This window comes from Acinetobacter junii (genome assembly GCF_018336855.1).
GTDB classification, from domain to species: domain Bacteria; phylum Pseudomonadota; class Gammaproteobacteria; order Pseudomonadales; family Moraxellaceae; genus Acinetobacter; species Acinetobacter junii.
Window position 1 is genome coordinate 2,279,343 of sequence record NZ_CP059558.1, and the last position, 17,535, is coordinate 2,296,877.

Here is a 17,535-nt window from a genome sequence, read left to right on the forward strand (position 1 = left end):
TCACTTTATCTTATTGGTGTGATATGGAGAAGTTTGATATTCAAACTTCTCCTTAACAACTTAGTCTTAGTCAATTACGCCACTGATGCCGATACGAACACTTGGATCACCTTGTGATGCAGCTGCGACACCACCTGTAATTGACCAACGTCCGTTGTCAGCAGTTTTACGTAAAGTTACGCCGACTGCATTTTCACCACCATGATAAGAAGCACCTGCTGCATAAGTATATTTACCAGCAACAAATGGCGCTGCTTCCAATGCCATTGCCGCGGCAATACCTGCATTCGCTCTCTTTTCTACATCATCGATACGTTGATTTGTTGAATAGAATGCTTGCTCTAAACGGTTACTCACATTATCAATTTTACTATCCAATGCTTGGTCAGCTTTGTTCAATGCATCTACTGCGCCACCAACGTTGTTATATTCTTTTCCACCAACGGTATACGTTGGATTCGTGAAGCTATTGGTTATGTTGTCATAACCTGCACCACCACCTAAGAACTCAACAACTTTGTTATTTGTCACATTTAATTGTGAACCATTTACAGCATCTTTAGATGTCGCACTGATTACACCATCTTTAACACCTGTTACAACACGATCACCATCTTTACCAGCTACACTTACTTTAGTACCGCCAGTGTCTTTGCCAATCGTAATATCACCATTCGGTGTTTGTTGTTGAACAAGACCTGACTTGCCATTATTGATGTTGTTAATGTTGGTCTGAATATTCTCAATATCACTTGTGTTTTGGTTCACTTGTTGTTGAACATTCCACAATTGACCACCATTCACAGCCTCTTTAGAGCCTTGAGCAACTGTTCCATCTTTCACATTACTGATGGTTGTGCCATTAGCACCACCCAATGTGATTTTGTCTTTAGTCGCGTCATCGTACTTCACAGCATTGTTAGCAAGTTGATTTACATTGTTGTTCACATTGTTAATCGCACTGTCTAACTGACCTTTGTTGACTGCATCTGTAGCATTTGTACCAGCTGCTACATTAGTGACTTGTTTATTACCTGCATTAATGCCTTGTGTAGTTACACTTGGACCACCAGCAATCACTAAACCGGTGTTGTTTAAAACAACAGCGTTGTTAGCAATTGCAATGCCAGCATTATTCAGTACAGTCTCACCCGTTTTAATTGAGTCAACAGTTAAGTCCTTAGCAGTAGAAACCTGATAGTTGTCAGAACCATCAGCATTCTTAGTCTTACTTACAACGATATTTTCACCATTCGATACCGTTGTTTTAGACGTTGTAGCAGCATTACCAATCGCTTGGTCAAGTGCTGTTAATGCATCACCAACGTTAGTCTGTGTACCTTGAGCAACATTATACGTTGGTCCAGTAATTGAACCGTCAGCATTTACCTTTGCGTTTCCACCAAGACTGTTGACTAATGATGTTTGTGTGGTCGTCACTTGATTACCAACTGCCTTCAACTGTGCAACGTTTACAGCATCAGAATCTTGTGAGCCAGCAGCTACACCTGTGATTTGACGATAAATACCATTCGCCGCATCACCGATTGCCACAGCACCAGTGGTAGAAGTTGTATTACTAATCGCAGTTTTATCAGCAGTGGTTGCTGTTGATAATGCATAGCCTGCAACACCAGCACCAGTAGTCGCTGCCGAACCTGTGCCTAAAACAACTGAACCTGTAACTGTTTGCGTAACATTATTTCCAAGTACAAATGTGTCATCTGTTAAGACTTGGTTATTGTTACCTACAGAGTAGCTATTGCTTCCGTCAACAATCGTTGGATCACCAATTGCGCCCGAATGATCACCAGTAACCTTATTACCAGTACCAATACTAATTGATTGCGTACCTAAAGCTTCTGCCCCATTACCAATCGCGATAGATTGAGCACCACCAGCTTTAGTATTGTGACCAACTGCAAGTGCACTCACTGCATCTGTTTCAACAATTGCGTTTACACCAACAGCCGTAGAATTCAATCCGCCCGCACTTGAGTCATTCGTTGTACCAAGATCACCTTTAGAAGTATCTGCATTGGTATGGAAGAATTTCACACCTTCTGTATTCATCTTCTGAACTGTCTGAGCAATCGTTAGACGATCTGTTGTTTCTTGACCTTGCTTGTCATAAGTTAAGAACAAAGAATCTTGGTTTTTATTGTCAGGTTTTGTATTTACAACCTGATCAATAATATTCACCTTGTTTCCATTACCATCAACAACTTCAGTGATGTTGCTGCTGATAACTTGTTTCAACTGTTCTTCAGTCGCTGCACGACCTTGAGTTGCGAAGTCAGCAGCAGTCAAATCTTTATTGCTCAATCCAGAAATCGTGTTTGTAGATTTATCAACTACAACATCACCCACAGCTAACTGGTTTGCATTCACGCTATTAAGGCTTAAATCTTTACTTAATGCGAATGCAACATTATTACCTGTCTTCGTCGCAGTTAAATTCGTGTCTGCTGGATCAGCGACACCAATATCAACTGTGTCACCTGCTTTGATTGCACCTGCATTGGTACCATTAGTTTGTAAATTGAAACCACCTTTAAGCGTTGTGATTTCATTACCCTGATTGGTTACAGTCGTATTCAGTGTACTAATGTCACCTGTGTTCTTCGCGATATTTGCAGTGTTAGTCGCAATGTTCGTAGTGTTTTGATCAACCTTTTGGTTGGTCGTGAACAATTGACTACCGTTCACTGCATCAGTTGAAGTCGCAGAAACATCACCAGCTTTAACATTGGTCAATGTTGTGCCTGTTGCTCCAGCTAAAGTCACTTTGTCTTTAACTGCTGCATCATCATATCTAACTGCTGCATTGTCAGACGCTGCAAGATCAGATGCTAATGCATCTAATTGACCTTTGTTCACCACATCTTTTATATCTGTACCTGCTTCTACACCACTAATCTTATTAGTTGCTTTATCAATAACAACATTACCAACAGTCAGTTTGTCTGCTGTCAAACCTGCACTATTGATCACCGTGTTACCTGTGGTTACGCTGGTCAACGTCAAGTCTTTGCTTAATGCAAATGCAACGTTATTAGCTGTCTTCGTCGCAGTTAAATTCGTGTCTGCTGGATCAACGACACCAATATCAACTGTGTCACCCGCTTTAATTGCACCTGCATTGGTACCATTAGTTTGTAAATTGAAACCACCTTTAAGCGTTGTAATTTCATTACCCTGATTGGTTACAGTCGTATTCAGTGTACTAATGTCACCTGTGTTCTTCGCGATATTTGCAGTGTTAGTCGCAATGTTCGTAGTGTTTTGATCAACCTTTTGGTTGGTCGTGAACAATTGACTACCGTTCACTGCATCAGTTGAAGTCGCAGAAACATCACCAGCTTTAACATTGGTCAATGTTGTGCCTGTTGCTCCAGCTAAAGTCACTTTGTCTTTAACTGCTGCATCATCATATCTAACTGCTGCATTGTCAGACGCTGCAAGATCAGATGCTAATGCATCCAATTGGCCTTTGTTCACCGCTTGGTCTGCTGTGGTCGCATCGGCAACATTGCTGATGTTGGTGTTCGCAGCATCAATGCCCGCTGTGGTGATGCTTGGACCACCGGTGATGGTTAAGCCACTGTTGTCTAATTTGCTGTTGCCTGTAGTCACGCTATCTAGGTCAAGGTCACGGCTTAGGCTGTATTGAATGGTGTTGCCACTCTTCGCAACTTGTAAGTTCGTTTCGCCTGCTGCTGTGCCGATATCGACCGTATCACCCGCTTTGATCGCACCTGCATTGGCACCATTGCTGGCTAAATCCCAGCCTTTGTCTAATTCACTGATCGCAGCACCTACGTTGTTTACGTCTGTGCCATTCACGGTATAGGTCGGTGCGGTTACTGCGCCTGTGGTGCTGTTATAGGTTGCTCCACCACCGAGGTTGCTGGCTGTGCTGTTGCCCAATGCATCGGTCTTGTCATCCGCTGCGGCTGTCGCTGCATCCAATTGGCCTTTGTTCACCGCTTGGTCTGCTGTGGTCGCATCGGCAACATTGCTGATGTTGGTGTTCGCAGCATCAATGCCCGCTGTGGTGATGCTTGGACCACCGGTGATAGTTAAACCACTGTTGTCTAATTTGCTGTTGCCTGTGGTTACGCTATCAAGGTCAAGGTCACGGCTTAGGCTGTATTGAATGGTGTTGCCACTCTTCGCAACTTGTAAGTTCGTTTCGCCTGCTGCTGTGCCGATATCGACCGTATCACCCGCTTTGATCGCACCTGCATTAGCACCATTGCTAGCTAAATCCCAGCCTTTGTCTAATTCACTGATCGCAGCACCTACGTTGTTGACGTCTGTGCCATTCACGGTATAGGTCGGTGCAGTCACTGCGCCTGTGGTGCTGTTATAGGTTGCTCCACCACCGAGGTTGCTGGCGGTGCTGTTGCCTAAGGCATCGGTCTTGTCATCCGCTGCGGCTGTCGCTGCATCCAATTGGCCTTTGTTCACCGCTTGGTCTGCTGTGGTCGCATCGGCAACATTGCTGATGTTGGTGTTCGCAGCATCAATGCCTGCTGTGGTGATGCTTGGACCACCGGTGATGGTTAAGCCACTGTTGTCTAATTTGCTGTTGCCTGTAGTCACGCTATCTAGGTCAAGGTCACGGCTTAGGCTGTATTGAATGGTGTTACCACTCTTCGCAACTTGTAAGTTCGTTTCGCCTGCTGCTGTGCCGATATCGACCGTATCACCCGCTTTGATCGCACCTGCATTGGCACCATTGCTAGCTAAATCCCAGCCTTTGTCTAATTCACTGATCGCAGCACCTACGTTGTTCACGTCTGTGCCATTCACGGTATAGGTCGGTGCAGTCACTGCGCCTGTGGTGCTGTTATAGGTTGCTCCACCACCGAGGTTGCTGGCTGTGCTGTTGCCCAATGCATCGGTCTTGTCATCCGCTGCGGCTGTCGCTGCATCCAATTGGCCTTTGTTCACCGCTTGGTCTGCTGTGGTCGCATCGGCAACATTGCTGATGTTGGTGTTCGCAGCATCAATGCCCGCTGTGGTAATGCTTGGACCACCGGTGATAGTTAAACCACTGTTGTCTAATTTGCTGTCGCCTGTGGTTACGCTATCAAGGTCAAGGTCACGGCTTAGGCTGTATTGAATGGTGTTGCCACTCTTCGCAACTTGTAAGTTCGTTTCGCCTGCTGCTGTGCCGATATCGACCGTATCACCCGCTTTGATCGCACCTGCATTGGCACCATTGCTGGCTAAGTTCCAGCCTTTGTCTAATTCACTGATCGCAGCACCTACGTTGTTGACGTCTGTGCCATTCACGGTATAGGTCGGTGCAGTCACTGCGCCTGTAGTACTGTTATAGGTTGCTCCGCCACCGAGGTTGCTGGCGGTGCTGTTGCCTAAGGCATCGGTCTTGTCATCCGCTGCGGCTGTCGCTGCATCCAATTGGCCTTTGTTCACCGCTTGGTCTGCTGTGGTCGCATCGGCAACATTGCTGATGTTGGTGTTCGCCGCATCAATGCCTGCTGTGGTGATGCTTGGACCACCGGTGATGGTTAAGCCACTGTTGTCTAATTTGCTGTTGCCTGTGGTCACGCTATCTAGGTCAAGGTCACGGCTTAGGCTGTATTGAATGGTGTTGCCACTCTTCGCAACTTGTAAGTTCGTTTCGCCTGCTGCCGTGCCGATATCGACCGTATCACCCGCTTTGATCGCACCTGCATTGGCACCATTGCTAGCTAAGTTCCAGCCTTTGTCTAATTCACTGATCGCAGCACCTACGTTGTTCACGTCTGTGCCATTCACGGTATAGGTCGGTGCAGTCACTGCGCCTGTGGTGCTGTTATAGGTTGCTCCACCACCGAGGTTGCTGGCTGTGCTGTTGCCCAATGCATCGGTCTTGTCATCCGCTGCGGCTGTCGCTGCATCCAATTGGCCTTTGTTCACCGCTTGGTCTGCTGTGGTCGCATCGGCAACATTGCTGATGTTGGTGTTCGCAGCATCAATGCCCGCTGTGGTAATGCTTGGACCACCGGTGATAGTTAAACCACTGTTGTCTAATTTGCTGTCGCCTGTGGTTACGCTATCAAGGTCAAGGTCACGGCTTAGGCTGTATTGAATGGTGTTGCCACTCTTCGCAACTTGTAAGTTCGTTTCGCCTGCTGCTGTGCCGATATCGACCGTATCACCCGCTTTGATCGCACCTGCATTGGCACCATTGCTAGCTAAGTTCCAGCCTTTGTCTAATTCACTGATCGCAGCACCTACGTTGTTCACGTCTGTGCCATTCACGGTATAGGTCGGTGCAGTCACTGCGCCTGTGGTGCTGTTATAGGTTGCTCCACCACCGAGGTTGCTGGCGGTGCTGTTGCCCAAGGCATCAGTCTTGTCATCCGCTGCGGCTGTCGCTGCATCCAATTGGCCTTTGTTCACCGCTTGGTCTGCTGTGGTCGCATCGGCAACATTGCTGATGTTGGTGTTCGCAGCATCAATGCCCGCTGTGGTAATGCTTGGACCACCGGTGATAGTTAAACCACTGTTGTCTAATTTGCTGTTGCCTGTGGTTACGCTATCAAGGTCAAGGTCACGGCTTAGGCTGTATTGAATGGTGTTGCCACTCTTCGCAACTTGTAAGTTCGTTTCGCCTGCTGCCGTGCCGATATCGACCGTATCACCCGCTTTGATCGCACCTGCATTGGCACCATTGCTAGCTAAGTTCCAGCCTTTGTCTAATTCACTGATCGCAGCACCTACGTTGTTCACGTCTGTGCCATTCACGGTATAGGTCGGTGCAGTCACTGCGCCTGTGGTGCTGTTATAGGTTGCTCCACCACCGAGGTTGCTGGCTGTGCTGTTGCCCAATGCATCGGTCTTGTCATCCGCTGCGGCTGTCGCTGCATCCAATTGGCCTTTGTTCACCGCTTGGTCTGCTGTGGTCGCATCGGCAACATTGCTGATGTTGGTGTTCGCAGCATCAATGCCCGCTGTGGTAATGCTTGGACCACCGGTGATAGTTAAACCACTGTTGTCTAATTTGCTGTCGCCTGTGGTTACGCTATCAAGGTCAAGGTCACGGCTTAGGCTGTATTGAATGGTGTTGCCACTCTTCGCAACTTGTAAGTTCGTTTCGCCTGCTGCTGTGCCGATATCGACCGTATCACCCGCTTTGATCGCACCTGCATTGGCACCATTGCTAGCTAAGTTCCAGCCTTTGTCTAATTCACTGATCGCAGCACCTACGTTGTTCACGTCTGTGCCATTCACGGTATAGGTCGGTGCAGTCACTGCGCCTGTGGTGCTGTTATAGGTTGCTCCACCACCGAGGTTGCTGGCTGTGCTGTTGCCCAATGCATCGGTCTTGTCATCCGCTGCGGCTGTCGCTGCATCCAATTGGCCTTTGTTCACCGCTTGGTCTGCTGTGGTCGCATCGGCAACATTGCTGATGTTGGTGTTCGCAGCATCAATGCCCGCTGTGGTAATGCTTGGACCACCGGTGATAGTTAAACCACTGTTGTCTAATTTGCTGTTGCCTGTGGTTACGCTATCAAGGTCAAGGTCACGGCTTAGGCTGTATTGAATGGTGTTGCCACTCTTCGCAACTTGTAAGTTCGTTTCGCCTGCTGCCGTGCCGATATCGACCGTATCACCCGCTTTGATCGCACCTGCATTGGCACCATTGCTAGCTAAGTTCCAGCCTTTGTCTAATTCACTGATCGCAGCACCTACGTTGTTCACGTCTGTGCCATTCACGGTATAGGTCGGTGCAGTCACTGCGCCTGTGGTGCTGTTATAGGTTGCTCCACCACCGAGGTTGCTGGCTGTGCTGTTGCCCAATGCATCGGTCTTGTCATCCGCTGCGGCTGTCGCTGCATCCAATTGGCCTTTGTTCACCGCTTGGTCTGCTGTGGTCGCATCGGCAACATTGCTGATGTTGGTGTTCGCAGCATCAATGCCCGCTGTGGTAATGCTTGGACCACCGGTGATAGTTAAACCACTGTTGTCTAATTTGCTGTTGCCTGTGGTTACGCTATCAAGGTCAAGGTCACGGCTTAGGCTGTATTGAATGGTGTTGCCACTCTTCGCAACTTGTAAGTTCGTTTCGCCTGCTGCCGTGCCGATATCGACCGTATCACCCGCTTTGATCGCACCTGCATTGGCACCATTGCTAGCTAAGTTCCAGCCTTTGTCTAATTCACTGATCGCAGCACCTACGTTGTTCACGTCTGTGCCATTCACGGTATAGGTCGGTGCGGTTACTGCGCCTGTGGTGCTGTTATAGGTTGCTCCACCACCGAGGTTGCTGGCTGTGCTGTTGCCCAATGCATCGGTCTTGTCATCCGCTGCGGCTGTCGCTGCATCCAATTGGCCTTTGTTCACCGCTTGGTCTGCTGTGGTCGCATCGGCAACATTGCTGATGTTGGTGTTCGCAGCATCAATGCCCGCTGTGGTGATGCTTGGACCACCGGTGATAGTTAAACCACTGTTGTCTAATTTGCTGTTGCCTGTGGTCACGCTATCTAGGTCAAGGTCACGGCTTAGGCTGTATTGAATGGTGTTACCACTCTTCGCAACTTGTAAGTTCGTTTCGCCTGCTGCTGTGCCGATATCGACCGTATCACCCGCTTTGATCGCACCTGCATTGGCACCATTGCTGGCTAAATCCCAGCCTTTGTCTAATTCACTGATCGCAGCACCTACGTTGTTCACGTCTGTGCCATTCACGGTATAGGTCGGTGCAGTCACTGCGCCTGTGGTACTGTTATAGGTTGCTCCGCCACCGAGGTTGCTGGCGGTGCTGTTGCCTAAGGCATCGGTCTTGTCATCCGCTGCGGCTGTCGCTGCATCCAATTGGCCTTTGTTCACCGCTTGGTCTGCTGTGGTCGCATCGGCAACATTGCTGATGTTGGTGTTCGCAGCATCAATGCCCGCTGTGGTGATGCTTGGACCACCGGTGATGGTTAAACCACTGTTGTCTAATTTGCTGTTGCCTGTGGTCACGCTATCTAGGTCAAGGTCACGGCTTAGGCTGTATTGAATGGTGTTGCCACTCTTCGCAACTTGTAAGTTCGTTTCGCCTGCTGCCGTGCCGATATCGACCGTATCACCCGCTTTGATCGCACCTGCATTGGCACCATTGCTAGCTAAGTTCCAGCCTTTGTCTAATTCACTGATCGCAGCACCTACGTTGTTCACGTCTGTGCCATTCACGGTATAGGTCGGTGCAGTCACTGCGCCTGTGGTGCTGTTATAGGTTGCTCCACCACCGAGGTTGCTGGCTGTGCTGTTGCCCAATGCATCGGTCTTGTCATCCGCTGCGGCTGTCGCTGCATCCAATTGGCCTTTGTTCACCGCTTGGTCTGCTGTGGTCGCATCGGCAACATTGCTGATGTTGGTGTTCGCAGCATCAATGCCCGCTGTGGTAATGCTTGGACCACCGGTGATAGTTAAACCACTGTTGTCTAATTTGCTGTCGCCTGTGGTTACGCTATCAAGGTCAAGGTCACGGCTTAGGCTGTATTGAATGGTGTTGCCACTCTTCGCAACTTGTAAGTTCGTTTCGCCTGCTGCTGTGCCGATATCGACCGTATCACCCGCTTTGATCGCACCTGCATTGGCACCATTGCTGGCTAAGTTCCAGCCTTTGTCTAATTCACTGATCGCAGCACCTACGTTGTTGACGTCTGTGCCATTCACGGTATAGGTCGGTGCAGTCACTGCGCCTGTAGTACTGTTATAGGTTGCTCCGCCACCGAGGTTGCTGGCGGTGCTGTTGCCCAAGGCATCAGTCTTGTCATCCGCTGCGGCTGTCGCTGCATCCAATTGGCCTTTGTTCACCGCTTGGTCTGCTGTGGTCGCATCGGCAACATTGCTGATGTTGGTGTTCGCAGCATCAATGCCCGCTGTGGTAATGCTTGGACCACCGGTGATAGTTAAACCACTGTTGTCTAATTTGCTGTTGCCTGTAGTCACGCTATCTAGGTCAAGGTCACGGCTTAGGCTGTATTGAATGGTGTTGCCACTCTTCGCAACTTGTAAGTTCGTTTCGCCTGCTGCCGTGCCGATATCGACCGTATCACCCGCTTTGATCGCACCTGCATTGGCACCATTGCTAGCTAAGTTCCAGCCTTTGTCTAATTCACTGATCGCAGCACCTACGTTGTTCACGTCTGTGCCATTCACGGTATAGGTCGGTGCAGTCACTGCGCCTGTGGTGCTGTTATAGGTTGCTCCACCACCGAGGTTGCTGGCTGTGCTGTTGCCCAATGCATCGGTCTTGTCATCCGCTGCGGCTGTCGCTGCATCCAATTGGCCTTTGTTCACCGCTTGGTCTGCTGTGGTCGCATCGGCAACATTGCTGATGTTGGTGTTCGCAGCATCAATGCCCGCTGTGGTGATGCTTGGACCACCGGTGATAGTTAAACCACTGTTGTCTAATTTGCTGTTGCCTGTGGTCACGCTATCTAGGTCAAGGTCACGGCTTAGGCTGTATTGAATGGTGTTACCACTCTTCGCAACTTGTAAGTTCGTTTCGCCTGCTGCTGTGCCGATATCGACCGTATCACCCGCTTTGATCGCACCTGCATTGGCACCATTGCTGGCTAAATCCCAGCCTTTGTCTAATTCACTGATCGCAGCACCTACGTTGTTCACGTCTGTGCCATTCACGGTATAGGTCGGTGCAGTCACTGCGCCTGTGGTGCTGTTATAGGTTGCTCCACCACCGAGGTTGCTGGCGGTGCTGTTGCCTAAGGCATCGGTCTTGTCATCCGCTGCGGCTGTCGCTGCATCCAATTGGCCTTTGTTCACCGCTTGGTCTGCTGTGGTCGCATCGGCAACATTGCTGATGTTGGTGTTCGCCGCATCAATGCCTGCTGTGGTGATGCTTGGACCACCGGTGATGGTTAAACCACTGTTGTCTAATTTGCTGTTGCCTGTAGTCACGCTATCTAGGTCAAGGTCACGGCTTAGGCTGTATTGAATGGTGTTACCACTCTTCGCAACTTGTAAGTTCGTTTCGCCTGCTGCTGTGCCGATATCGACCGTATCACCCGCTTTGATCGCACCTGCATTGGCACCATTGCTGGCTAAGTTCCAGCCTTTGTCTAATTCACTGATCGCAGCACCTACGTTGTTGACGTCTGTGCCATTCACGGTATAGGTCGGTGCAGTCACTGCGCCTGTGGTGCTGTTATAGGTTGCTCCACCACCGAGGTTGCTGGCGGTGCTGTTGCCTAAGGCATCGGTCTTGTCATCCGCTGCGGCTGTCGCTGCATCCAATTGGCCTTTGTTCACCGCTTGGTCTGCTGTGGTCGCATCGGCAACATTGCTGATGTTGGTGTTCGCAGCATCAATGCCTGCTGTGGTGATGCTTGGACCACCGGTGATGGTTAAGCCACTGTTGTCTAATTTGCTGTTGCCTGTAGTCACGCTATCTAGGTCAAGGTCACGGCTTAGGCTGTATTGAATGGTGTTACCACTCTTCGCAACTTGTAAGTTCGTTTCGCCTGCTGCTGTGCCGATATCGACCGTATCACCCGCTTTGATCGCACCTGCATTGGCACCATTGCTAGCTAAATCCCAGCCTTTGTCTAATTCACTGATCGCAGCACCTACGTTGTTCACGTCTGTGCCATTCACGGTATAGGTCGGTGCAGTCACTGCGCCTGTGGTGCTGTTATAGGTTGCTCCACCACCGAGGTTGCTGGCGGTGCTGTTGCCCAAGGCATCAGTCTTGTCATCCGCTGCGGCTGTCGCTGCATCCAATTGGCCTTTGTTCACCGCTTGGTCTGCTGTGGTCGCATCGGCAACATTGCTGATGTTGGTGTTCGCAGCATCAATGCCCGCTGTGGTAATGCTTGGACCACCGGTGATAGTTAAACCACTGTTGTCTAATTTGCTGTTGCCTGTAGTCACGCTATCTAGGTCAAGGTCACGGCTTAGGCTGTATTGAATGGTGTTGCCACTCTTCGCAACTTGTAAGTTCGTTTCGCCTGCTGCCGTGCCGATATCGACCGTATCACCCGCTTTGATCGCACCTGCATTGGCACCATTGCTAGCTAAGTTCCAGCCTTTGTCTAATTCACTGATCGCAGCACCTACGTTGTTCACGTCTGTGCCATTCACGGTATAGGTCGGTGCAGTCACTGCGCCTGTGGTGCTGTTATAGGTTGCTCCACCACCGAGGTTGCTGGCTGTGCTGTTGCCCAATGCATCGGTCTTGTCATCCGCTGCGGCTGTCGCTGCATCCAATTGGCCTTTGTTCACCGCTTGGTCTGCTGTGGTCGCATCGGCAACATTGCTGATGTTGGTGTTCGCAGCATCAATGCCCGCTGTGGTAATGCTTGGACCACCGGTGATAGTTAAACCACTGTTGTCTAATTTGCTGTCGCCTGTGGTTACGCTATCAAGGTCAAGGTCACGGCTTAGGCTGTATTGAATGGTGTTGCCACTCTTCGCAACTTGTAAGTTCGTTTCGCCTGCTGCTGTGCCGATATCGACCGTATCACCCGCTTTGATCGCACCTGCATTGGCACCATTGCTAGCTAAGTTCCAGCCTTTGTCTAATTCACTGATCGCAGCACCTACGTTGTTCACGTCTGTGCCATTCACGGTATAGGTCGGTGCAGTCACTGCGCCTGTGGTGCTGTTATAGGTTGCTCCACCACCGAGGTTGCTGGCTGTGCTGTTGCCCAATGCATCGGTCTTGTCATCCGCTGCGGCTGTCGCTGCATCCAATTGGCCTTTGTTCACCGCTTGGTCTGCTGTGGTCGCATCGGCAACATTGCTGATGTTGGTGTTCGCAGCATCAATGCCCGCTGTGGTAATGCTTGGACCACCGGTGATAGTTAAACCACTGTTGTCTAATTTGCTGTTGCCTGTGGTTACGCTATCAAGGTCAAGGTCACGGCTTAGGCTGTATTGAATGGTGTTGCCACTCTTCGCAACTTGTAAGTTCGTTTCGCCTGCTGCCGTGCCGATATCGACCGTATCACCCGCTTTGATCGCACCTGCATTGGCACCATTGCTAGCTAAGTTCCAGCCTTTGTCTAATTCACTGATCGCAGCACCTACGTTGTTCACGTCTGTGCCATTCACGGTATAGGTCGGTGCAGTCACTGCGCCTGTGGTGCTGTTATAGGTTGCTCCACCACCGAGGTTGCTGGCTGTGCTGTTGCCCAATGCATCGGTCTTGTCATCCGCTGCGGCTGTCGCTGCATCCAATTGGCCTTTGTTCACCGCTTGGTCTGCTGTGGTCGCATCGGCAACATTGCTGATGTTGGTGTTCGCAGCATCAATGCCCGCTGTGGTAATGCTTGGACCACCGGTGATAGTTAAACCACTGTTGTCTAATTTGCTGTCGCCTGTGGTTACGCTATCAAGGTCAAGGTCACGGCTTAGGCTGTATTGAATGGTGTTGCCACTCTTCGCAACTTGTAAGTTCGTTTCGCCTGCTGCTGTGCCGATATCGACCGTATCACCCGCTTTGATCGCACCTGCATTGGCACCATTGCTAGCTAAGTTCCAGCCTTTGTCTAATTCACTGATCGCAGCACCTACGTTGTTCACGTCTGTGCCATTCACGGTATAGGTCGGTGCAGTCACTGCGCCTGTGGTGCTGTTATAGGTTGCTCCACCACCGAGGTTGCTGGCTGTGCTGTTGCCCAATGCATCGGTCTTGTCATCCGCTGCGGCTGTCGCTGCATCCAATTGGCCTTTGTTCACCGCTTGGTCTGCTGTGGTCGCATCGGCAACATTGCTGATGTTGGTGTTCGCAGCATCAATGCCCGCTGTGGTAATGCTTGGACCACCGGTGATAGTTAAACCACTGTTGTCTAATTTGCTGTTGCCTGTGGTTACGCTATCAAGGTCAAGGTCACGGCTTAGGCTGTATTGAATGGTGTTGCCACTCTTCGCAACTTGTAAGTTCGTTTCGCCTGCTGCCGTGCCGATATCGACCGTATCACCCGCTTTGATCGCACCTGCATTGGCACCATTGCTAGCTAAGTTCCAGCCTTTGTCTAATTCACTGATCGCAGCACCTACGTTGTTCACGTCTGTGCCATTCACGGTATAGGTCGGTGCAGTCACTGCGCCTGTAGTACTGTTATAGGTTGCTCCGCCACCGAGGTTGCTGGCGGTGCTGTTGCCTAAGGCATCGGTCTTGTCATCCGCTGCGGCTGTCGCTGCATCCAATTGGCCTTTGTTCACCGCTTGGTCTGCTGTGGTCGCATCGGCAACATTGCTGATGTTGGTGTTCGCCGCATCAATGCCCGCTGTGGTGATGCTTGGACCACCGGTGATGGTTAAGCCACTGTTGTCGAGCTTGCTGTTGCCTGTGGTTACGCTGTCGACACTAATATCCGATGCTAAACTTAATTGCACACCATCTGCAGTAGTAACACTGTTGATATTACTATCACCTTTAACATTGATAGTTTCTCCCAACGCATAGTTATTTGAGGTACTACCATCACCAAAATTAATGCCTTTTTGTGCTTCTGTTAATGCTGAATTCGCAGTAGTTTGAGCTGCATTTGCCGATGTCTGTGCCGCATTTGCTGCATTTTGCGCAGTCGTTACATTGTTATTCGTGGTAGTTAACTGACCAAAGTTAACCGCATCACCTGATGCTGTACCTGCTGCAACATTTGTGATCTTTTGATTATTTAGGTTTGCACCACCATTTAGATTACTTACTCCCGTTACACTTAATGTGCCACCAGTTGCAAGATTTCCTGCTGTGACTGTTCCTGTAAATGTTGGTGCATCTACTACGCTATATTTATACGTATTCGTAGCAGCATCATAAGTTACAGTGGTATTGGTACCATCCGCTAAAGTAACTGTTTCACCTAAACTAACTTTATCTGTAGCACCTGCATTTGCTCTAAAATTCAAACCTTTTTGTGCTTCTGTTAATGCTGAATTCGCAGTAGTTTGAGCTGCATTTGCCGATGTCTGTGCCGCATTTGCTGCATTTTGCGCAGTCGTTACATTGTTATTCGTGGTAGTTAACTGACCAAAGTTAACCGCATCACCTGATGCTGTACCTGCTGCAACATTTGTGATCTTTTGATTATTTAGGTTTGCACCGCCATTTAAATTACTTACACCCGTAACACTCAATGTGCCAACAGTTGCAAGATTTCCAGCTGTGACTGTTCCTGTAAATGTTGGTGAATCTACTACGCTATATTTATACGTATTCGTAGCAGCATCATAAGTTACAGTGGTATTAGTACCATCCGCTAAAGTAACTGTTTCACCTAAGCTAACTTTATCTGTAGCACCTGCATTTGCTCTAAAATTCAAACCTTTTTGTGCTTCTGTTAATGCTGAATTCGCAGTAGTTTGAGCTGCATTTGCCGATGTCTGTGCCGCATTTGCTGCATTTTGCGCAGTCGTTACATTGTTATTCGTGGTAGTTAACTGACCAAAGTTAACCGCATCACCAGGTGCTGTACCTGCAGCAAGATTAGTAATTTTTTGGTTATTTAAGTTTGCCCCACCATTTAAATTACTCACGCCTGTAACACTTAATGTGCCACCAGTTGCAAGATTTCCAGCTGTAACTGTACCTGTAAATACTGGTGCATCAGCCATTTGAATACTAACAGTATTTCCACTTACTGACGTTTTTAAATTATTTCCAGAATAAGTTCCAGCTGTTGAACCTGTTCCAGTAATATTTAATGTTGACCCTAGTTTATTAGTTGAACTGCCTGTATTAGCATTAAATGTTATTGATTTATTTACCGCTGTATCTAAACCAGAAAGTGCAGCACCAACATTATTTACATTACCAGTTTTTGTTCCTGCATTTGGATCTGTAGTGACATTATAGGTTGGTGCTGTATAGGCATTTGTGACTGGATCATACGTTGCCCCACCACCCAAAGCTGTTGCTAATCGGCTATGTGCGTCATCATAAGCCTTATCCAATTGCGCTACATTAACTGCATCAGTAAGTGCAGCACCATCAGCGACATTCTGAATGCGTCGAGTTGTACCAGTTGTGCCAACTGAAACTACGCCATTCGTAGCAGATGGTGCAACATTCGTTAGAAAAGAATTACCCGACTGTGCAGTTGTAGTCGAACCCGCACCTAATGCAACGGAGTTAAGAACATTGGCATTTGCATTTTTACCTATAGCAACGGTGTTATTAGCAGAAGTAGCACTTGTTGTTCCTAGTGCAATACTATCAACTGTATTAGCTGCAACTTTAGCATCTACACCAAAAGCTATAGATCTATCTGCACCAGTTGCAGTTTGAGAGCCCGCCATTAATGCAGCACTATAAGCTGCCTTAGCATCAGGTCCCTGTTGATTGTATGTTGTTCCGTTTATTGTAGTGCCGTCACCACTTGAACCTAAAGCCAAAGAGCCTTGACCATCAGCGATTGGGCTTTTATGTGTTGTAGATAATCCACTTCCAATCGCTACACCACCTTTACCATTTGATGTCACTGGATTGGCGTTAAAATTAGAACCGATAATGACCGATTGAATTGCAGTACTGGAAGCAATTATATCATTACCAATAACTGTTGATTGTTCACCTTGAGCAGCAATATTTGCACCAATTGCTATTGCTTCAACTGCTGATGCGCAGGCTGTACTATTTTCATTCGCAATGGCAATTGCGGCAGCTTTATCTGCAAATACAGTCCCATTTGAAGTTCTAGTACAGTTGGTCCGAGTAGTACCCCCTCCAGCTTCATAACCTGCATAGGCAAAATCAGCAGTAAATGCTGCGAAAATAGCAAGAGTTAAAGCTTTGTAATTAAAAAAAAGATTACCTAAACTCTGTGGTTCTTTTTGTTCTAAAGAAAGAGTTTGCCCAACACTTCCACTATTTTTTGTTTTCCCTTTGGCAATTTCAGAAACCGCCACCCATACGCCTAAAGATGCATTCCAAACAACTTTGTAAACTTTATTCATAATAATTTCCAAAAGCAGAAGATTTCTAACAACTCGTATTTTTGTATACAAGTTTGTCTACTAAGTAAAAAAATGTAATTTATTGAGTGGTAAAATAGCTTTTTTTTAATGCGAAGTAAATCACACTTCAAAATTATTATGAGCAAAAAAACACATGAAAAATAAAAAGTGATAAATTAAATAATATTAAAATATTTATTTTAAAACATGAATTTATATTTATTATTTAATTAAATTAAACAATAACTTTCACATAATGATATTTAACCTGACGCAAAAAAATGTGTATACATGACAATAATTGACAGTAAATAACTTTTAATTCCTGATTTATTAGATGGAAATTTGTATCAAGAAATAAAAGTTTGATCAAAAAATAGGGAATTGCACCAGTTAAGTGCGATTTTTCTATTTTTCATTGATGATATTTGAGTGATGCATATTCGAAAAAGCATTGTTCTTATTCAATATTTTCATAAAGAAATAAGAATTTATGCATTAGCTTAATTTAGACTATTCAGTAAACTCTAAATAAGATTTTTACCAAAAAAATTCATAGAGTGACTTAAGGCATCTTGAGGAGCACTTTAAAAAAAATGCGTGGAA

The 17,535-nt window shown here is 47.7% G+C and carries 1 protein-coding gene; it reads right to left on the reverse strand.

Annotated elements, in window-relative coordinates:
- Positions 1-66: 66 nt before the first annotated feature.
- On the reverse strand, positions 67-16,929 hold the full coding sequence (locus H2677_RS10740; RefSeq protein ID WP_212638523.1) for an ESPR-type extended signal peptide-containing protein: 16,863 nt from the start codon (positions 16,927-16,929) through the stop codon (positions 67-69).
- Between the last annotated feature and the right edge of the window lie 606 nt (positions 16,930-17,535).